The sequence below is a fragment of the Actinomyces mediterranea genome (assembly GCF_900155595.1).
Classification (GTDB): domain Bacteria; phylum Actinomycetota; class Actinomycetes; order Actinomycetales; family Actinomycetaceae; genus Pauljensenia; species Pauljensenia mediterranea.
Window position 1 is genome coordinate 142976 of record NZ_FTPB01000004.1, and the last position, 20448, is coordinate 163423.

A 20448-nucleotide genomic window follows, 5' to 3' on the forward strand; every position below is an offset into this window, starting at 1 on the left:
GGGCCGGTGGAGGGGCAGAGTTTCCGCCCCTCTGAACGGGTGGTGATTGATCAGTTCTGGAGTTGCGTCTCGCAGGAGTCGTCGGGGACGAATCCTGCGTCGAGGATGCCGACGAGGTTCGAGATCTGCTCGTCCTTCGTGCGGCCAAGTCCCGACGGGGTGATGGTGTTCGTCAGCGAGATGCCGTCGAGAGCGTCGTTGTAGTCGAGCTTGCCGACGGAGAGCATGGAGGCGACCATGCCGTGGGTATCGATGCCGTTCTCGGGGTTGGCGCCCGGTGCGAAGGGGGTGCCCGCCCTGTGGCCCGACGGGAAGCTGCCCGTCGCCTTGCCGTACACGACGTTCGAGGTGATCGTGAGGACCGACTGCGTCGGGATCGCGTCGCGGTACATCGGGATGGCGCGGATCTTCTCCATGATCGTGTGGACGATCGTGGCGGCGATGTCGTCGGCGCGGTCGTCGTCATTGCCGTAGGTCGGGAATTCGCCCTCGGTGATGTAGTCGACGACCAGGCCGGTCTCATCGCGCACGGGCGTCACCTTCGCGTACTTGATGGCCGCCAGTGAGTCGGCGACGATCGACAGTCCCGCGATGCCGCATCCCATGGTGCGGACGATCTCTGAGTCGTGCAGCGCCATCTCAATGGACTCGTAGGCGTAGCGATCGTGGCAGTAGTGGATGATGTTGAGAGCCTCGACGTAGGTGCCGACCACCCAGTCGAGCATGTCCTCGTACTTGGCCCAGACCTCGTCGAAGTCGAGCGGTCCGTCACCCGTGATTCCCTCGAAGCCCGCGACGATCTGCTTGCCGCTCATCTCGTCGCGGCCGCCGTTGATGGCGTAGAGGAGCGACTTGGCGGCGTTGACGCGGGCGCCGAAGAACTGCATCTGCTTGCCGACGCGCATCGGGGAGACGCAGCAGGCGATGGCGGCGTCGTCTCCCCAGTGCTCGCGGATCTGGCCGTCGGACTCGTACTGGATCGACGAGGTCTCGATCGAGATGGCGGCGCAGAACTCCTTGTAGCCCTTGGGCAGGTCCTCGTCCCAGAAGATCGTGATGTTCGGCTCCGGTGCGGGGCCCAGGTTGCGCAGGGTCTGAAGGAGTCGGAAGGAGGTTCTCGTGACGAGGGTGCGCCCGTCATCGCCGAAGCCGGCGTCCGACCAGGTGGCCCAGTAGGGGTCGCCCGAGAAGATCTGGTCGTAGTCGATGGTGCGTAAAAAGCGCGTGATGCGGAGCTTGATGACGAGTGCATCGATGATCTCCTGCGCGTCGGACTCGGTGATGAGACCCTTTTTCAGGTCGCGTTCGAAGTAGCAGTCGAAGAATCCCGACAGGCGCCCGATCGACATGGCCGCGCCGTCCTGGGACTTCACGGATGCGAGGTAGCCGAAGTAGGTCCACTGGACCGCCTCCTTGGCGGTGCGGGCGGGCCCGGAGATGTCGAATCCGTAGTCGGCCGCCATGGTTTTGAGTTTCGTGAGGGCCTTGATCTGTTCGGAGTGTTCTTCGCGGTAGCGGGCCCAGTGCTCGGAGAAGGGCTCATCCGCGTAGCGGTCCTTGGCTGCCTGTTTTTCAGCGATGAGAGCGTCGATGCCGTAGAGGGCGACGCGACGGTAATCGCCGATGATGCGGCCGCGACCGTATGCATCGGGAAGACCGGTGATGATGTGAGAGGAGCGGGCCGCGCGGATGCGGGGGGTGTAGATGTCGAAGACCGCGTCATTGTGGGTCTTGCGGTACTTCGTGAAGATCTTCTTGACCTCGGGGTCAACCTCTTTGCCGGCCTCCTTGAGGGCGGTCTCGACCATGCGCCATCCGCCGTTGGGCATCATGGCGCGCTTGAGCGGCGAATCCGTCTGCAGGCCGACGATCACATCATCGTCTTCGGAGATGAAGCCGGGCTTGAAGGCATCGATGTCGGCGGGGGTGTGGGTGTCGACGTCGAGGATGCGGACCCTGCGCTCCTCGGCCAGATACTTCTGCTCGAGGGTGTCCCAGACACGCAGGGTCTTGTCGGTCGGACCCGCGAGGAAGGAGGCGTCGCCCTCGTAAGGGGTGTAGTTGCGCTGAATGAAGTCGCGGACGTCGATGTCCTCGGTCCATGGGCCGAGGACGAAGCCTTCCCATGCGTCGCGGGTGGGGACGGTAGGAGCGGTCTGCTCTGTCGTCATCATTCCTCTTCTCGATTGCACCGCACTCCACTGTTGGGAATGCGTCTATGGATTCTTCTCCAACTCATGCCTGGTGGGCACCTGTATTCATTGTTGCTCTATCGGGGAGGGTTTTCCACACGGTGCCGACGAGCGTCCTATTACTGTTCTCACACATCCCCTTTCTGCTCGCCGTCGATCAATAAGTACTGGACCTAAAGTCCTATTTCTGTTGAAATTGTTGGGCGCGATCGCTAGGACCAATGGCGTGCGTCACGTGCGGAGCCGAGGGTGAAGAGGGTATGGGCGGCGACTGTCGCTAAACCTTCACCGACCACCTGGACGAGGGCGCCACAGATGATGAGCGAGCCGAATATTAACGGGTGCGGGTGGACCGCGGTGCCGAATGCCGGTGTCGGCGCCTATGCTCTATCGCACACGACGCCGGTGGGCGTCGCCCAGCCGTTCGACATGAAGGAGTAGTAGCCGTGGTCGAGTCACTGCCCACGCTGAAAGTTGGAGTCCTCGGGGCAGGAACCGTCGGTTCACAGGTCATTCGAATCCTCGGTGAGAAGGCCGATGATTTCGCCGCGCGTTCCGGAGCGCGCCTCGAGGTCGGCTCCGTCCTCGTGCGCGACGTCGATGCGCCCCGCGATGCGCCCATTGCACGCGAACTCCTCACGACGGACCCCGCAGCCGCCATCGACGGCTCCGACCTCGTCGTCGAACTCATCGGGGGGGTCGAACCGGCGCGCACCCTCGTTCTTCGCGCACTCACCCGCGGAATCAGCGTCGTCACCGGGAATAAGGCCCTCCTGGCAGCACACGGTCCCGAGCTCTACGCGGCGGCCGCCGAATCGGGTGCCGACCTCTACTACGAGGCTGCGGTCGCCGGCGCGGTCCCCGTCGTCTATGGCTTGCGCGAATCCCTCGCAGGGGACCGCATCACGAAGGTGATGGGCATCGTCAACGGCACGACGAACTTCATACTCGACTCCATGGCGACACGCGGGCTGAGTTACGAGGACGCCCTCGCCGAAGCGCAGGCGCGCGGATTCGCAGAAGCCGACCCCAGCGCCGATGTCAACGGCCTCGACGCGGCGGCCAAGTGCTCCATCCTCGCGTCCCTCGCATTCCACACCCGTGTCGGGATTGACGACGTCGAAGTCGAGGGCATCACCTCGATCACCTCCGAGGACATGGCTGAGGCGGCATTCTTCGGCTACGCCATTAAACTCCTCGCGATCGCCGAGCGCCGCGTCGGCGAGGACGGAATCGAAGGCGTCGCCATGCGAGTCCACCCCGCCCTCGTCCCCCTCGACAACCCCCTGGCCAGCGTCGACGGCGCCTCCAACGCGATCGTCGTCGAAGGCGAGGCCGCGGGGCGCCTCATGTTCTACGGACAGGGCGCTGGCGGCGCCCCCACAGCCTCGGCGGTCCTGTCGGATCTCGTCGCCGCCGCCCACCACCGGGCGTGGGGCGGGCACGCCCCACGCGAATCCGTCTACGCCCACCTGTCGATCCTCGACCCGGGAACGACGCTCACCCGCTACCAGATCCGCCTCCAGGTCGAGGACCGTCTCGGCGTGCTCTCCGACGTGTCGGGGATCTTCGCCCGTCACGGCGTCTCCATCCAATCCGTCCACCAGCGTGACGACAAGGAGCCCGGCGCCTGCGTCATCGTCGTCACGACGCACCTAGCGCGCGAGGCCGATCTGCGCGCTGTCGCCCGCGCCCTCGCCGTCTCCGACGCGGTGCGCGAAGTGACCTCCTCGATCCGAGTCGAAGGAGAGTGAGCGTGCGACTGCGCGATGACTTCGTCGCCGTCCGGGTCCCCGCGACGAGCGCGAACCTCGGCCCCGGCTTCGATTCCATGGGGCTCGCCCTCGACCTGTGGGACGAGGTGAGCGTCCATGCGACTGCAGGACCCTCCTCGGTCGTCATCGAGGGAGAAGGTGCGGACACTGTCGCGCCAGGGGAGTCCAACCTCATCATCCAGGCGCTCCGCCTCGCACTCGACCGGGTCGGCGCGCCCCAGGTGGGCGTGCGCATGCACTGCACGAATCGCATCCCCCATTCGCGGGGTATGGGCTCCTCGGCATCGGCGATCGTCGCCGGAATCGCCCTCGCCCGCGCTCTCATCGGCGACGAGGACGTCCTCGGCCCTGACGACATCCTCGCTCTGGGAACCGAGATGGAGGGCCACCCCGACAATGTCGCCCCCGCCGTCCTCGGCGGCGCAACCGTCGCCTGGTGTGAGGGGGAGCGCGCCGATGCGGTTAAACTGACGCCGCCCGAGGGGATCGCCCCCGTCATCTTCATCCCGGACTTCGAACTGCAGACCTCCACCGCGCGGTCGGCCCTGCCCGACCTCGTGCCCCACATCGACGCGCGCTACAACCTCGCGCGGTCGGCCCTTCTGTCGGCGCTGCTCTCAGGTGCGAGCGAATCCGTCGGCGGACGCTCCTTCCATGAACTGCTGATGGACGCGACGGGGGACCGGCTGCACCAGGAGCAGCGGAGAAGCGCGATGGAGCCCTCACTCGCCCTCGTCGACTGGTTGCGGGCGGGCGGAATGGCCGCCGCCGTGTCGGGCGCGGGCCCCGCCGTCATCTCCTTCGAAGCCGTCCCCGCGCAGGTCAGGCACGATGCGCAGGGCGCGGGCTGGACGGTGATGATGCTCGACGTCGCAGACCGCGGAGTGACGATCACCAGGGGGCGCCTCGCTAGTGCCGGGAGCCGCTCGTAACGAGGGTCGGCACTGCAGGCATCGTCGAGCGGCGCGAGTGTGATGTTTTACTCGCAATCACCGTATTCGTGCGAGATGATGCGCATCTGCTCGGGCGATTGCTATGCTTGCCCCAATGGTCCCCGTGACCGTGCCATTCAGGCATCGTTGCGCGCCGCTTCATCAACCGGGCGCGTATCCCCTCTCAAATTTTTTGGGGAATTGTCATATGCCCGTGCAGGGCAACTTTTCCAGTGAGGAACATTCGTGAGCAACGAACAAGCCGCCCCAGCATCCGCGACGGAGCTCAAGGGCATGAAGCTCGCCGAACTCCAGGCGCTCGCTTCCACTCGTGGCCTCAAAGGCACGTCGAAGATGCGCAAGTCCCAACTCATCGACGTCCTGTCCCAGTCGTCAGCAGACTCCGGGCCCGCAGCCGATGCACCCGCCGCCGTTGAAGCGCCCCGTACCACGCGCCGCCGCGCGGTGAGCGCCGAGGCCGCCGAACCCGCGCCGATGGTTATCGAATTACCCCAGCCCGTCGAGCGCGCAGACAAGGCCGCAGAACAGGCCCCCGAACCCGGCGCGGATGCGCCCGCTCAGGCGCCCCGCAAGTCGCGTCGCCGTCGCGCGGTGAGCGCCGAGGCCGCCGAACCCGCGCCGATGGTTATCGAATTACCCCAGCCCGTCGAGCGCGCAGACAAGGGCGCCGAGCCCCAGGCCGACGCCTCCGCGAAGACTCTCGATGCGATCGAACTACCCGATGGGGATGACGCTGAGGAGCGTTTGAAGGGGCGCCGCGATCGCAATGGGCGCCGTCGCGACCGCAATAATCGGCAAGACCGCTTCGATCGGAACAATCGTCGCGACCGCAACCGTGCTGAGCGCGACGATCAGGTCCGCGAAGACGACCAGTTCGCCCCGATTGCGGGCATTCTCGATATCCAGGACAACCACGCATTCGTGCGCACCTCCGGATACCTCCCAGGCCCCAATGACGTGTACGTGACCCTCGGCAATGTCCGCCGCTGGGGCCTGCGTGGCGGCGACGCCGTTGCGGGCGCCGTGCGCCAGCCCCGCGAGGGCGAGCGCCAGCGCCAGAAGTACAACGCCCTCGTTCGCGTCGACTCCATCAACGGGATGAGCATCGAAGAGGCGCAGGCGCGCCGCGAATTCGGCAAGCTCACGCCGCTGTACCCGACCGAGCAGCTGCGCATGGAGACCTCCGCGAAGGCCTACACGCCGCGCGTCATCGACCTCGTCGCCCCCGTCGGAAAGGGCCAGCGCGGCCTCATCGTCTCCCCGCCCAAGGCGGGCAAGACCATGGTGATCCAACAGATCGCCAAGGCCATCGAACTCAACAACCCCGAGGTCCACCTCATGGTCGTCCTCGTTGATGAGCGCCCAGAAGAAGTCACCGACATGCGCTCCATCGTCAAGGGAGAGGTCATTGCCTCCACCTTCGACCGCCCCGCCTCAGACCACACGATCGTCGCCGAACTCGCCATCGAGCGCGCCAAGCGGCTTGTCGAACTCGGCCAAGACGTTGTCGTGCTCCTCGACTCCCTTACTCGCCTGTCGCGCGCCTACAACCTCGCGGCACCCGCGTCGGGCCGGATCCTCTCCGGCGGCGTTGATGCCTCGGCTCTGTACCCTCCGAAGAAGTTCTTCGGCGCTGCCCGCAACCTCAAAGAGGGCGGCTCCCTCACGATTATTGCCTCCGCGCTGGTCGAGACCGGATCGAAGATGGACGAAGTGATCTTCGAGGAGTTCAAGGGCACCGGCAATATGGAACTGCGCCTGTCCCGCCAGCTCGCCGATCGTCGAATCTTCCCCGCCATCGATGTCAATGCATCGGGCACCCGCCGTGAGGAGATGCTCTTCAACCCCGAAGAACTGCGGATCATGTGGAAGCTCCGTCGCGTCCTGGGGACCCTTGAGCAGCAGTCGGCGCTCGAACTCATCCTTGAGAAGCTCAAGGAAACCCAGTCGAACGCCGAATTCCTCATGCTCGTTCAGAAGACCACTCCGAGCGTCGACTGACCGTCGCCGGGCGCCGGGGTGCCTGAAAGGTCGCGCGTCTCACGCTCGAAGAGGGCCGTGCGCGTGGACCGCGGGCGCCAAGAACTGGCACAATGGCCGAATCGGCCATCGGTTCACCGGTTCGCCGCCGTCGACTTCGGTCGGACGGGAGGGGAGCGATCCGCCAGATGCGGAAAGACCCGCGAATCCGGACCCGGGGCACCAACGAATCCAGGAGAACATCATGAAGAAGGACATCCACCCCACCTACGTGGATACCCTCGTCACCTGCACCTGCGGGAACAGCTTCCACACCCGTTCCACCATCGCCTCCGGCGAGATGCGCGTGGACGTGTGCTCGGCCTGCCACCCGTTCTACACGGGCAAGCAGAAGATTCTCGACACCGGCGGTCGCGTCGCCCGTTTCGAGGCCCGCTACGGCAAGCGAGTCCGCCCCTCCAAGTGAGGCGGCGCCTCGCGCAGTAGTTCTCGTGGCGCCGGTGATCTCGTATCACCGGCGCCGCCGTGCATTCTAACGGCGGCTCCGTCCAGTCGACAGATGAAAAGAGACCCCTGATGGCAGCACATGATGGAACGGATGGCGCGCTTGCGGCCCTCGACCCGCTCTTGGCCGAATACGACGAGGTGGAAGCGCAGATGTCCGCGCCCGAGACCCTCGCCGATCCAAGACTCATGCGCACAGTGGGGCGCCGCTTTGCCGAACTCGGACGCATCCGCGCCGCAGCTGACCGCCTCATCGCTGCACGCGACGACCTTGAGGCCGCTCATGAACTCGCGGCGGAGGACGCGTCCTTCGCCGCTGAGATCCCCGACCTCCAAGCCCTCTATGACGGCGCATACGAGGAACTGGTGACGATCCTCGCGCCGCGCGACCCGGAGGACGCCCTCGACGCGATCCTCGAGATCAAGGCGGGGGAGGGCGGAGAAGAATCCGCGCTCTTCGCCTCCGACCTCGCCCGCATGTACTCCCGCTTCGCCGAGACCAAGGGCTGGTCCGTCACCGAGATGTCGTCGACCCACTCCGATCTGGGGGGCTACAAGGACATCACCCTCGCCATCCGTGCTAGGGGAGTCCCCGCCCCCGACGAGGGCGTGTGGGCCCATCTCAAGTACGAGGGCGGGGTCCACCGGGTCCAGCGCATTCCCGTCACCGAATCGCAGGGGCGCATCCACACGAGCGCCGTCGGAGTCTTCGTCATGCCGGAAATCGACAACGAGGACGAGATCGTCATCGATCCGAATGATTTGCGCATCGACGTGTATCGCTCCTCCGGTCCGGGAGGCCAGTCCGTCAACACCACGGATTCCGCCGTCCGCATCACCCACCTGCCGTCCGGGATCGTCGTCTCCATGCAGAACGAGAAGTCCCAACTGCAGAACAAGGAGGCGGCGCTGCGCATCCTCGCCTCGCGCCTGGCCGCCGAGGCCCGGGCGAAGAGGGAGGCAGAGGCATCGGCCCAGCGCCTCTCCCAGGTCCGTACCGTCGACCGCTCTGAGCGCATCCGGACCTACAACTTTCCTGAGAATCGCATCACCGATCACAGGACCGGTTATAAGGCCCATAACCTCGACCGCGTCCTCGAAGGGGAACTCTCGCCGATCATCGCCTCTCTGCGCGACGTCGACGGGGCGGAGAGGCTTGCGCAGGCGGCGGCACAGTGACGCCATCCAGCGGTCGGCCCCGTGGTGGGGCGGGAGCCCCGCCAGTCGGAGACGACCCCGTACTCCCCTGTGAGCCCGCGCCGGGTGCTCCGGTGAGCGGCCTGCTCGCGTGGGCGAGATCGCGCCTGGCAGGGCTCGAAGCCTCCAACGCGGCGAATGAGGCTCGCGAACTGCTCGAATGGGCATGCGATGCGGCGAGCACCTGGCAGATCCGCGAGCCCGTCGACGAGGACGCCCGCCGTCGCTTCATCGACGCCGTCCTCGCTCGCGAAGCCCATACGCCGCTGCACATCCTCACCTCGCGCATGTACTTCCGCACACTCACCCTCCATGCGCGCCGGGGGGTGTTCGCCTGTCGCCCTGAGACTGAAGTCGTCGCAGGCATTGCCATCGAAGAGGCCCTGCGCCTTTCGCGCACCGGAGGGCGCCCCCGCGTCGTCGACCTGTGCACCGGTTCGGGGGCGATCGCATGCGCCATTGCGGTGGAGGTTCCCGAATCGATCGTTGACGCCGTTGAGATCGACGAGAGCGCGGTCGCGCTCGCCGAGCTCAATGCGCGGACCCTGACGCTGGGGAATATGCGGGTCGTGCATGCCGATGCCACTGCTCGCGACACCCTCTTCGACCTCGATGCCCGCGTCGACATCGTCGTCTCGAACCCGCCCTACATTCCCCAGTCGGAGGCGCCGACCCAGGTGGAGGCGATGAAGGACCCCGCGCGGGCGCTCTACGGCGGGGGAGTCGATGGCATGGACATTCCCCGCAGAATCATTGAGCGCGCCTGCAGGCTTCTGCGCAGGGGGGGGCTGCTCGTCGTCGAGCATTCGCCCAGTCAATCCGCGCTCATGCGCGAGGCTGCCGCTGATGCCGGTTTCGTGGAGGTCTCGACAGGGGCGGACCTGGCCGGATACGACCGGATGCTCCTTGCTCGCACCCCCTGACCCCGCGAAATCATTACCGAAGCTGCCTCGAGGTCATGACCTCCAGTGGTGAAAATGCGCGATGACGAGCCTCGGCATGACAGTGGGGAGCCCCATGGCACAACAGGGGGAGTCTCGCGCCCACCTGCACCCCGCGCGGAATCGGGCCGCATGAGGGAAACTGGATGTGGGGCCGCTCGCACGGGGGCGTGCAGAGGAGGCGGATGATCCGCCCTCGTATCTGGCTCCGAAGAATTCGTCGTGTACCTCCAGGAGGAAGGCTCATGCGCGCCACCTACATGATCGCCCCGGGCAAAGTCGAGGTCCGGGACGTCGACAAGCCCGTCGTCATCGACTCCACCGATGCCGTTCTCCAAGTCGCCGCAGCCTGCATTTGCGGCTCCGACCTGTGGCCCTACCGCGGTGTCACACAGGTTGACAACCAGCCCATGGGTCACGAATACGTCGGGACCATCGTTGAACTGGGTGAGGCCGTCGAAGGACTGGAAATCGGAGACTTCGTCGTTGGATCCTTCTGCCTGTCCGATAACACCTGCGAGATCTGCGCCTCAGGTTACCCGTCGCGCTGCACGACCGCAGCTGAGAGCAGTCCCTTCATCAGCGGCGCCCAAGCTCAGTACCTGCGAGTGCCATTCGCCGACGGAACCCTGGTGAAGGTCCCCGGCGGACGCCCCGAGGATCCTGATGTCCTGGCCTCGCTGCTCGCCGCATCCGACGTCCTAGGCACCGGTTGGTTCGGCGCAGTGGCCGCCGAGGCAGGTCCGGGCAAGACCGTCGTCGTGGTTGGCGATGGCGCGGTGGGCCTGTCCGCAGTGCTGGCCGCGCGCGAGCTCGGCGCTGAGCGCATGATCGCCATGTCGCGCAACCCACAGCGTCAGGCCATCGCCCGTGAATTCGGTGCCACCGACATCGTCGAGGAACGCGGCGAGGCCGGTGTGGCGCGCATCCGCGAGATGACCGGGGGACTGGGCGCCCACAGCGTGGTCGAAGCGGTCGGCTTGCAGGAGTCGATGCTGCAGGCCATCGGGTGCTGCAGGCCCGGCGGACACGTCGGCTTCGTGGGAGTCGCTCACGAGGTCGAGATCCCCGGTATGGTGCTGTTCGGGGCCGAGGTCCACCTCTTTGGCGGCCCGGCACCCGTGCGCTCGTACCTGCCGGACCTGATTGAGCGGATCCTGTCCGGGCGGATCAACCCCGGACGAGTCTTCGACATGAAGATCCCATTAGAGAAGGCCCCCGAAGGATACGTCGCAATGGACGAGCGCCGCGCGATCAAGGTCCTGTTGGAGATGTGAGGTTTGGTCGGAGTGCTATTGGCCAGGGTGGCGGGATTTGAGCCCACGACATCTTCGTCGCGAGCGAAGCGCGCGACCACCATGGAGCACTCGTGAGAGCGAGCGTGGATGTAGCTCAATGGTGGGCCCCTGCCTTCCAAGCAGAGGATGTGCGTTCGATTCCCATCATCCGCTCCAATGAACGAACAATCTCGTGAGATCGGCCCCAACCTGGGAGAAGTCGGAGTGGGGCGGTTTTCTCATGCCTGGTTCATGGATGGGGGTGCAGTGACTCTGTAGGCCTAGCCGGATGCGATCGGATGCTCGTCACCAGGCGTGCGACAATACGGGAGTGAACCCTCGCTTCTTCGACTGCCGGACGGCCTGGGAGAGTGGTGACCTGGCTGACGCGGCCGCCCTCGTGACAGCAGGGGCCGTCATTGTGCTGCCCACCGACACCGTCTACGGCATCGGCACCGCTGCGTCGGAACCGGCTGCCGTCGGCGCACTTCTCGCCACGAAGGGGCGAGGCCGCCAGATGCCGCCCCCCGTGCTCGTCGCCTCGGCGGGGGCGATCGACGAGTTATGCGTCGGCGCCGCCGATGTCGCGCACCGCTTGGCACGAGCCCACTGGCCCGGGGGACTCACCCTCATCCTCGATGCGCGGCCCGGCCTCGGGTGGGACCTGGGAGACACGGGCGGAACGATCGCACTGCGCATGCCCGACCATCCGCGCACTCTCGAACTGCTCGAAGCTGCGGGGCCGATGGCTGTGACCAGCGCGAATCTCACCGGACAAGCGCCTGCGACCAGCGTCGACGAGGCTCACGCCGCCTTCTTGGACGCTATCGACGCCTACATTGACGCGGGTCCGACACCGGGGGCGACGCCCTCGACAATCATCGACCTCGCCCACGGCGCGCCACGAGTGATCCGACTGGGAGTCCTATCCTTAGATCAGGTGTGCGTATCCGCCGGATGCGACATCGCATCACTCGACTGACGGCTCAAGGACACGCTCGGCGCTATGAAGGTCTACATCCTCCTCATGCTCATCGCGATGGGAGTCACCACTGTGCTGACCCCCATCGTTCGCTGGGCGTGCCTGGTGTGGGGGATCGTGCCCGAGGTGAGAGCCCGAGACATCAAGAAGGCCCCGGTCCCCAGGCTCGGCGGCATCGCCATGACGATCGCACTCATCGTGACCCTGCTCGTGGCGAGCAGGATCCCCTATATGGCCCCCCTGTACACGACCTCCGTACCGTGGGCGGTCATGGGTGCTGCAGCGGCGATGAGCCTGCTCGGAGTGATTGACGACGTCATCGAATTGGACTGGGTCACGAAGATGTCGGGGCAGGTGCTCATCGCCGGTCTCATGGCATTCGCGGGCGTCCAACTCGTCACCTTCCCCATCTTCGGGATCACCATCGGCTCGTCGAGGCTCTCACTCATCGTCACGGTCTTCCTCGTCGTCGGCATCGTCAATGCCGTCAACTTCATCGACGGGCTCGACGGCCTCGCCGCGGGGATCATCGCCATCGGCGCCGCGTCCTTCTTCGGATACTCCTACCTGCTCAGCCGCATCATGGGTGCCGCATCCTATGCAACGACTGCCTCCCTCATCGTGGTGGCGCTCGTCGGCGTGTGCCTCGGGTTCCTCTACTTCAACTTCCACCCGTCGTCGATCATGATGGGTGGAGGGGCTGAGACCCTTGGCCTCGTGCTGGCGGCGGCGGCCATCATCGTCACCGGCCAGGTCGACCCATCCGTCCTCGGGCGCCAGCAGCTATTCGTCGGATTCATGCCCATCGTCTTGCCCCTGTCGGTGATGTTCATGCCGATCCTCAATCTCGTCACCGCTTCGACGAGGCGACTGCTGCGCGGCAAGAGTCCGTTCCGCGCGGATAGGACCTCGCACTTCCACGATCGCCTTATCGCGCGCGGACACTCCCACAGGGGCGTCGTCGCCCTCTTGTGGCTGTGGACCGCAGTCATCTGCATCCCGGCAGTGCTCCTGCTGATCGTCGACTGGCAGACGGTGGCGATGGTGACAACTCCGTTCATCCTCGGCGCGCTGTATCTGACGGCGCAGGAGTTCCCCACGGGAATGCATCGCGCACGACCGGGAAAGGAGTCCCCGCATGAGTGACACGGCGGTTGTTGAGGCGCATGAGGATCCATTGCGACGAGCCTCCGCGCGCTTGGGACGACTCCTCGGAATCATTGGCATCGTCCTCGTCATCGGGGAGTGCGCGTGGGCGTCGCGCGTGCCCGTGTCTGTGACACTGCTCTCCATCATGCTCACCATCACAGTATTGAGTGTCCAATGGTGGTGCCTGAATCGGGCGATCCGCTCCGAATCCAAGCGGATGGTGTGGGTGCTCGCCTCATATCCCGCCCGCATCATGCTCTTCGTCATTCTGCTCTATGCGCCGCATCTTGCGGGCATGGATGTCCGCCCTGCTGCGATTGCCGCTGTCGCGACCATATCCGCCTCGATGATCTGCGAAGTCGCAGTCCTGGCAAACATGCGCCAGTTCACTGTTGAAGCGCCCGGCTCTGCGACATGATCGGGTGTATCGGACGCCCTGCACCGCGCTGAACAATAGCGCTGGTACTGCTACCATTGCAGAGTTGCTTGAAAAGGCACTCTGACCGTCCGCCAACGCAGCCCGAGACGCCCAGGAGGATACGCTGTCCACGCAAACACCGTCGTCGTCGGGACGAGGACGCAGCACGAAGCCCTTGTGGTACTGGATCCTTCTCGTCACCCTTATCGTCATCATCGCCGCAACGGCAGTCCCGGCCTTCACACAGCATCCGCATCAGCCCGAACTTGAAGACTTCTTCCCATCGGCCATTTTCGGCGAGGGTACGTTCTTCGAGTTCAACCGGCTCACCCTCGCCCGGGTGATCATGGGCGCACTCGTCTGCCTCATCCTCGTCACCGTCGCGCGCAAGCCGAAACTCGTTCCCGGGCGGGGTCAAATGGCCGTCGAATTCCTCGCCGACTTCGTCCGCACGAATGTCGCCCTTGAGATGCTTGGCCCCACGAACGGACGCAAATACGCCGGTTTCATCGGTTTCTCCTTCTTCTCCGTTCTCTCGATGAACCTTGCGGGCGTCATCCCCGGCATCAACATCGCTGCATCATCGGTCGTCGCAGTTCCAATGGTTTTCGCGATCATCTCCTACGTCACCTTCATCAGTGCGGGTATCAGGGCGCAGGGCGTCGGCCGCTTCTTCGCGTCCCAGCTATTCCCCCCGGGACTGCCGAAGCCGATGTACGTGCTCATCACGCCGATCGAGTTCCTCTCGACCTTCATCGTGCGCCCCGTGACCCTCACCCTGCGACTCCTCGCCAACATGATCGCAGGCCACCTCCTCCTGGGAATGACGTACTTCGGGACGGCAATGCTGCTCCACACCCTGTCTGCGATATCAGCCGCATCAACGCTGACGGGCGCCGCGATGCTCCTCATGACCCTCTTCGAAGTCTTCGTCGCCTTCCTCCAAGCCTACATCTTCACCATCCTGTCCGCCGTCTACATCAAGTTGGCCGTCGAGGCTCACTGAGCACCGACGAAATCCCACGCCCCAGGGCGTTCAACCAGAAGGAAATACACCATGGCAACCGCTGCATTCGCCTACATCGGCTACGGCCTGGCCACCCTCGGCCCCGCCCTCGGCATCGGCATCCTCGTCGGCAAGACCCAGGAATCGACCGCCCGCCAGCCGGAGGTCGCAGGCCGCCTCTTCACCAATATGGTGATCGGTGCGGGCATGGTCGAGGCTCTCGGTCTTATCGGATTCGTCCTTCCGCTCATCGTCAGGTGACGACGATGCGCCAGGTTTTCGCAGCGAGCGAGGAAGCAGTCGGCGGACTCGCCGTCGTCTTGCCCCCGCTCTACGAGATCTTCTGGGCGGCGCTCGTTCTCCTCGTTGTGCTTCTCCTCATCGGACGCTTCGCCCTGCCGCGCCTCTACGCCACCATGGATGAGCGCCAGGCGAGAATCGCCGACGGACTCGCGGCAGCGGATAAGGCGAAGGAAGAGCGCGCTGCGGCCGCTCGGGAGCGCGAGGACATCCTGCGCGCTGCCAATGCCGACGCGCACTCGATCCGCGAAAAGGCGACAGAAGAGGCCGCGGGAATCATCGCCGCCGCGCGCACCGAGGCACAGTCCGAGGCCGCCCGCATCCTCGACGTCGCACAGAGGCAGATCCTCGCCGAGAAGCAGGCGGCACAGATCTCACTGCGCGCCGATGTGGGTCTCCTCGCCACGGAACTCGCCGAGAAGATCGTTGGCGAGCACCTCGCCGATACCGCCCTCACCAGTCGCGTCGTCGATCGATTCCTCGACGATCTCGAGGCCGATACGGCCAGGGCGAGTGAGGTCGGCACTCGATGACAGTCGTCTCAAGGATCGGATCCGTCCCGTATACGTCGAATCTGGATGACGCCCTCGCATTGGTCGACACTGACGCGATGCGCGTGGCGGAGGACTTCTTCGGATTGTCCGACATCGTCAAAGGCGATGTCCGCTTGTCTCGCGCGTTGACAGACCCTGCGCGCAGTGGCGACGACAAGGAGAAACTGGCTCGAGACGCCTTCGGTTCCAGCGTGACCGAGGCGTGCATGACCGTGCTCGTCGCGATCGTGCGCGACCACTGGTCGAAACCCGAGGCACTCCATGATGCTCTCGAAGTTCTCGGGATCCTTTCGGTCCTCACCGACGCCCACCGGGCATCCCGACTCCTCGAGGTCGAGGCTGAGCTCTTCGAGGTTCGCCACTTCCTCGCTGGACAGCGCGAGCTGCGCCTACGATTGTCGGATCTGGGGACGGGAACATCCCACGAGCGCGGCGACCTCGCAACGCGTCTCTTCTCCCAGCACCTGACGGGGTGGACGATGCGGTTGCTCAGGCGCGCGGTCGGACGCTCACGCCACGGGCGCCTGCTCGTGAATCTGCGCCGATTCGCCGAGTGGGCTGCGCGTATGCAGAACAAGCTGCTCGTCACCGTCGAGAGCGCCGTTGAGATGAACGCCGAACAGGCGGCGCGCCTTCGCGCCCTCCTCGAAAGACGATTCAACGCAGACATCTCCCTCGCGATCTCCGTCGACACCTCGGTCGTCGGCGGATTCCGCCTGAGGGCGGACACTACCTCCATCGATGCATCACTCGCCACCAGGATCGCCGATATGCGGCGGGTCTTGGCGAGCTGACCACCACTCACTCACATAGAAGGAATGCTCATGGCTGACCTGTCAATCAGTCCCGAGGAGATCCGCGGAGCACTGGACTCCTTCATGGAGTCCTACCGCCCCTCCGAGGTCGCCTCCGAAGAGGTCGGCCACGTCACAGTGACCGCCGATGGCATCGCCCATGTCGAGGGCTTGCCCGGCACGATGGCGAACGAACTCCTGCGATTCGCCGATGGCACTCTCGGCCTGGCGATGAACCTCGATCAGCGCGAGATCGGCGCCGTTATCCTGGGCGATTACGGCACCATTGAAGAGGGGCAGGTCGTCCACCGCACAGGAGAGGTCCTCTCCGTCCCGGTCGGCGACGGGTATCTCGGTCGCACGGTCGACCCCCTGGGCCGCCCGATTGACGGCCTCGGTGAGATCACAGACATTGATGGTCGTCGCGCCCTCGAATTGCAGGCCCCGGGCGTCATGATGCGTAAGTCCGTGCACGAGCCGCTCGAAACGGGCCTCAAGGCGATCGATTCGATGATCCCCGTAGGGCGGGGACAGCGCCAGCTCATCATCGGCGACCGCAAGACCGGCAAGACGACGATCGCCCTCGACACGATCCTCAACCAGAAGGCGAACTGGGAGTCGGGTGACCCCAAGAAGCAGGTCCGCTGCATTTACGTCGCCATCGGCCAGAAGGGCTCGACGATCGCCTCCGTGCGCTCGACCCTCGAAGACGCGGGCGCCATGAAGTACACGACCATCGTCGCCTCCCCGGCATCCGACCCCGCGGGTTACAAGTACATGGCCCCCTACACAGGCTCAGCCATCGGTCAGCACTGGATGTACCAGGGCAAGCACGTTCTCATCGTTTTCGACGATCTGTCGAAGCAGGCAGAGGCCTACCGCGCGGTGTCGCTGCTGTTGCGCCGCCCGCCCGGGCGCGAGGCCTACCCCGGTGACGTCTTCTACCTGCACTCGCGCCTCCTCGAGCGCTGTGCGAAACTCTCGGATGAACTGGGCGGCGGCTCCATGACGGGCCTGCCCATCATTGAGACGAAAGCGAATGACGTCTCAGCGTACATCCCGACGAATGTCATCTCCATCACCGATGGTCAGATCTTCTTGCAGTCAGATCTGTTCAACTCGAACCAGCGACCCGCTGTCGATGTTGGCATCTCCGTGTCCCGCGTCGGCGGCGACGCGCAGGTCAAGGCGATGAAGAAGGTTGCTGGCACCTTGAAGCTCACTCTTGCCCAGTATCGCTCAATGGCGGCATTCGCCATGTTCGCCTCCGACCTCGATGCGGCGACCCGTCAGCAGCTCACCCGCGGTGAAAGGCTCATGGAGCTGCTCAAACAGCCGCAGTCATCGCCGTATCCGACCGCTGATCAGGTGGCGTCGATCTGGACGGGCACGAACGGATACCTCGACGACATCGACGTTGCGGACGTTCTCCCATTCGAGCACTCCCTCCTCGATCATCTCCACGCCAACTCGGATGTGCTGGAGACGATCGCGACAACGGGGCTGCTCGAGCCGGAGACCGAGGACGAGTTGCGCAAGCAGGTCGAGGCCTTCCACGATCAGTGGATCAGCGCAGGGCGCGGGGCCACCGATCTTGACGATGAAGAAGTGACCGCCCAGCAGACCCGCGAGGAGATCACTCGCGTTCGCGTAACCGGCGAGAAGGCTTGATTCATGGGCGGGCAGCAGAGGATCTACAAGCAACGGATCGCCTCGACGCGCACGCTGGCCAAGGTCTTCCGCGCGATGGAGATGATTGCAGCGTCCCGTATCGGCCAGGCCAGACGAGCCGCCAATGAGCTCGGCCCCTACGAGAAGGCACTCACCCAGGCCGTCGCAGCGGTTGCGGTACACACCGACCTTGACCATCCGCTGACTCGGGAGCGCTTCGACACCCACCGAGTCGCCGTGCTCGTCATCGCCTCCGACCGCGGCATGGCCGGAGCCTATGCGGCGACGATCCTGCGCGAGTCGGAACGGCTTATTGAGCGTCTCAAGGCGGAGGGCAAGGAATCTGTCGTCTACACCTTCGGGCGTCGGGCGAGATCGTACTTCGCGTTCCGCGGTGTACAGATCGAACAGTCCTGGGAAGGTGAATCGGATAGCCCCACGGTGGAGACGACTCGCCTCATCGCGACCGAATTGCTCGAGCGCTTCATGGACCGCGGCAGGGTCACGGGCGTGTCCGAGGTCCACCTTGTCTACACGCGCTTCGTCACCGTCATGAGCCAGGTGCCCGAGGTTCGCCAGATGCTGCCCCTCACTGTCGTTGACGCCCCCGAGGGGGATGTCGAGCGCTCCGGTGAGCGCGGTTTCGCTGATGACCCGGATGCGGCGTTCCCCGAATACCAGTTCATTCCGTCGCCCGAGGCTGTCCTCGATGCGTTGCTCCCGCTGTACGTGGAGTCGCGCATCCACAACGTCCTCCTGCAGTCGGCGGCTTCCGAACTGGCATCGCGCCAGCGCGCGATGCACACGGCGACCGACAATGCGGAAGACCTCATCACCAAGTACACGCGCCTGGCCAATTCGGCCCGCCAGGCGGAGATTACCCAGGAGATCACTGAGATCGTGGGCGGGGCCGACGCTTTGGTCGCGGGGTGACCCATGGACACGGAGAAGAACACAATGACCCAGGAAGAAAAGGCTGCGGAAGGCCGCGTCGCACGAGTCGTCGGACCCGTTGTGGACGTCGAGTTCCCTCCGGATCGCATCCCTCCGCTGTACAACGCTCTCAAGGTCGATGTGGCCTTGAAAGGGCAGGGCGAGGGGGAGGAGTCCTTCACGATGACGCTCGAGGTCGCCCAGCACCTCGGCGACAACCTCGTGCGTACCATCGCCCTCAAGCCGACTGACGGCCTGGTCCGCGGTGCGGCGGTCACCGATACGGGTGCGCCGATCTCGGTGCCCGTCGGCGACATCACCAAGGGACACGTTTTCAACGTCACCGGCGAGCCCCTCAACCTCAAAGAGGGTGAGACCCTCGAGATCACCGAGCGCTGGCCGATCCACCGCCAGCCCCCGGCATTCGACCAGCTCGAAGCCCGCACGAAGATGTTCGAGACGGGCATCAAGGTCATCGACCTGCTCACTCCCTACGTCCAGGGCGGCAAGATCGGCCTCTTCGGAGGTGCCGGCGTCGGCAAGACAGTCCTCATCCAGGAGATGATCCAACGAGTCGCACAGGACCACGGTGGCGTCTCCGTCTTCGCGGGCGTCGGGGAGCGCACTCGTGAGGGCAATGACCTCATCCACGAGATGGAGGAGGCGGGGGTCTTCGACAAGACGGCGCTCGTCTTCGGACAGATGGATGAGCCGCCGGGCACGAGGCTCCGCATCGCGCTGACGGGGCTGACCATGGCCGAGTATTTCCGTGATGTCCAGCACCAGGACGTGCTGCTGTTCATCGACAATATCTTCCGCTTCACACAGGCGGGCTCGGAAGTGTCGACATTGCTGGGCCGCATGCCCTCCGCCGTGGGCTATCAGCCGAACCTTGCGGACGAGATGGGCCAACTTCAAGAGCGCATCACCTCCGCAGGCGGACACTCGATCACCTCGCTCCAGGCGATCTACGTCCCCGCCGACGACTACACGGACCCGGCTCCTGCGACGACTTTCGCCCATCTCGATGCGACGACCGAGCTCTCCCGGGAGATCGCCTCCAAAGGCATCTATCCCGCCGTGGATCCGCTCGTGTCGACCTCGCGAATCCTCGACCCGGCGCTGGTGGGCAGGGAGCACTACGATGTGGCGACCCATGTCAAGGCGATCCTTCAGAAGAACAAGGAGCTCCAGGACATCATCGCGATCCTCGGCGTGGACGAGCTCTCCGAAGAGGATAAGGTGACGGTGTCCAGAGCCCGCCGCATCGAGCAGTTCCTCTCGCAGAACACGTACATGGCGGAGAAGTTCACGGGCGTTCCCGGCTCCACGGTGCCGCTGATGGAGACGATCGAAGCTTTCAAACGCATCGCAGAGGGGCACTACGACAAGGCTCCTGAGCAGGCGTTCTACAACATCGGTGGTATCGACGACCTGGAGCGCAAGTGGCATGAGCTCGAAAAGGACGCGTGATGAGCGGCAGCGTCCTCCAGATTGAGATCGTGTCCCGCGAGGGCAGACTCTGGCACGGAACGGCGTCAGCGGTGCAGATCCCCGTCGTTGACGGCCAACTGGGCATCCTCCCCGGACGCCAGCCGCTTTTGGCGATGCTCAAGGCGGGAATCGTTACCGTAGCGACGCCATCGGGAGTCGAGAGCTTCACAATCGAAGGCGGATTCGCATCAATGGACTCGAATTTTGTGACCGTCGTCGCCGATCACGGTACTGTTTCCTGATAGAGGAGCCCCCGTCCGGAGCATCCGGGCGGGGGCTGCGCTATTACGAGCGTTCGGAGGTCGATCATGAGTCCACTATGGGCTGG

Annotated in this window: 19 protein-coding genes; 18 read left to right on the forward strand and 1 reads right to left on the reverse strand. The window is 64.8% G+C overall.

Annotated features, from left to right (window positions below):
* Positions 1-50 precede the first annotated feature (50 nt).
* Positions 51-2171, reverse strand: a complete 2121-nt coding sequence (locus tag BQ7471_RS04605) for a pyruvate formate lyase family protein (RefSeq protein WP_076464597.1) — start codon at positions 2169-2171, stop codon at positions 51-53.
* Between the two features lie 467 nt (positions 2172-2638).
* On the opposite strand from BQ7471_RS04605, the gene BQ7471_RS04610 reads away from it, so the two are divergent.
* The 18 genes from BQ7471_RS04610 (at position 2639) to BQ7471_RS04700 (ending at position 20362) form a co-directional block, all read left to right on the forward strand.
* On the forward strand, positions 2639-3946 hold the full coding sequence (locus tag BQ7471_RS04610; protein WP_076464598.1) for a homoserine dehydrogenase: 1308 nt from the start codon (positions 2639-2641) through the stop codon (positions 3944-3946).
* A gap of 2 nt (positions 3947-3948) precedes the next feature.
* The gene (gene thrB, locus BQ7471_RS04615) at positions 3949-4899 is read left to right on the forward strand and encodes a homoserine kinase (RefSeq protein ID WP_076464600.1); all 951 of its coding nucleotides are present in this window, start codon (positions 3949-3951) and stop codon (positions 4897-4899) included.
* Positions 4900-5145: 246 nt separating this feature from the next.
* The gene (gene rho / locus BQ7471_RS04620; RefSeq protein WP_076464601.1) at positions 5146-6921 is read left to right on the forward strand and encodes a transcription termination factor Rho; all 1776 of its coding nucleotides are present in this window, start codon (positions 5146-5148) and stop codon (positions 6919-6921) included.
* Between the two features lie 223 nt (positions 6922-7144).
* Positions 7145-7366: a 50S ribosomal protein L31 gene (rpmE, locus tag BQ7471_RS04625; RefSeq protein ID WP_076464603.1), complete on the forward strand. Its 222-nt coding sequence runs from the start codon at positions 7145-7147 to the stop codon at positions 7364-7366.
* A gap of 110 nt (positions 7367-7476) precedes the next feature.
* Positions 7477-8583 (forward strand): peptide chain release factor 1, encoded by a 1107-nt coding sequence (prfA, locus tag BQ7471_RS04630; protein ID WP_076464604.1) that lies wholly within the window; start codon positions 7477-7479, stop codon positions 8581-8583.
* Positions 8584-8675: 92 nt separating this feature from the next.
* On the forward strand, positions 8676-9524 hold the full coding sequence (locus tag BQ7471_RS04635) for a N5-glutamine methyltransferase family protein (protein ID WP_076464606.1): 849 nt from the start codon (positions 8676-8678) through the stop codon (positions 9522-9524).
* 263 nt (positions 9525-9787) lie between these two features.
* A complete protein-coding gene (locus BQ7471_RS04640; RefSeq protein WP_076464608.1) occupies positions 9788-10819 on the forward strand; it encodes a zinc-binding dehydrogenase in 1032 nt (343 codons plus the stop codon).
* A gap of 331 nt (positions 10820-11150) precedes the next feature.
* Entirely contained in the window at positions 11151-11801 is a 651-nt protein-coding gene (locus BQ7471_RS04650) for an L-threonylcarbamoyladenylate synthase (protein WP_076466153.1), read from the forward strand.
* A 24-nt stretch (positions 11802-11825) separates the two neighbouring features.
* Positions 11826-12947, forward strand: coding sequence for an MraY family glycosyltransferase (locus BQ7471_RS04655; protein WP_076464610.1), 1122 nt, complete (start codon positions 11826-11828; stop codon positions 12945-12947).
* Positions 12940-13368: a hypothetical protein gene (locus BQ7471_RS04660; RefSeq protein ID WP_076464611.1), complete on the forward strand. Its 429-nt coding sequence runs from the start codon at positions 12940-12942 to the stop codon at positions 13366-13368. The genes BQ7471_RS04655 and BQ7471_RS04660 overlap by 8 nt, the downstream gene beginning before the upstream one ends.
* A gap of 124 nt (positions 13369-13492) precedes the next feature.
* A complete protein-coding gene (gene atpB, locus BQ7471_RS04665) occupies positions 13493-14374 on the forward strand; it encodes a F0F1 ATP synthase subunit A (RefSeq protein WP_076464613.1) in 882 nt (293 codons plus the stop codon).
* Between the two features lie 51 nt (positions 14375-14425).
* Positions 14426-14635 (forward strand): ATP synthase F0 subunit C, encoded by a 210-nt coding sequence (atpE, locus tag BQ7471_RS04670; protein WP_076464614.1) that lies wholly within the window; start codon positions 14426-14428, stop codon positions 14633-14635.
* Positions 14636-14640: 5 nt separating this feature from the next.
* A complete protein-coding gene (atpF, locus tag BQ7471_RS04675; RefSeq protein ID WP_076466154.1) occupies positions 14641-15207 on the forward strand; it encodes a F0F1 ATP synthase subunit B in 567 nt (188 codons plus the stop codon).
* Entirely contained in the window at positions 15204-16022 is an 819-nt protein-coding gene (locus BQ7471_RS04680; protein WP_076464616.1) for a F0F1 ATP synthase subunit delta, read from the forward strand. The genes atpF and BQ7471_RS04680 overlap by 4 nt, the downstream gene beginning before the upstream one ends.
* Before the next feature lie 30 nt (positions 16023-16052).
* Positions 16053-17693: a F0F1 ATP synthase subunit alpha gene (gene atpA, locus BQ7471_RS04685; RefSeq protein ID WP_076464617.1), complete on the forward strand. Its 1641-nt coding sequence runs from the start codon at positions 16053-16055 to the stop codon at positions 17691-17693.
* 3 nt (positions 17694-17696) lie between these two features.
* Entirely contained in the window at positions 17697-18626 is a 930-nt protein-coding gene (locus tag BQ7471_RS04690) for a F0F1 ATP synthase subunit gamma (RefSeq protein ID WP_076464619.1), read from the forward strand.
* A 24-nt stretch (positions 18627-18650) separates the two neighbouring features.
* Entirely contained in the window at positions 18651-20099 is a 1449-nt protein-coding gene (gene atpD / locus BQ7471_RS04695; RefSeq protein ID WP_076466156.1) for a F0F1 ATP synthase subunit beta, read from the forward strand.
* Positions 20096-20362: a F0F1 ATP synthase subunit delta/epsilon gene (locus tag BQ7471_RS04700; protein WP_076464620.1), complete on the forward strand. Its 267-nt coding sequence runs from the start codon at positions 20096-20098 to the stop codon at positions 20360-20362. Before atpD ends, BQ7471_RS04700 begins: the two co-directional genes overlap by 4 nt.
* Positions 20363-20448 lie beyond the last annotated feature (86 nt).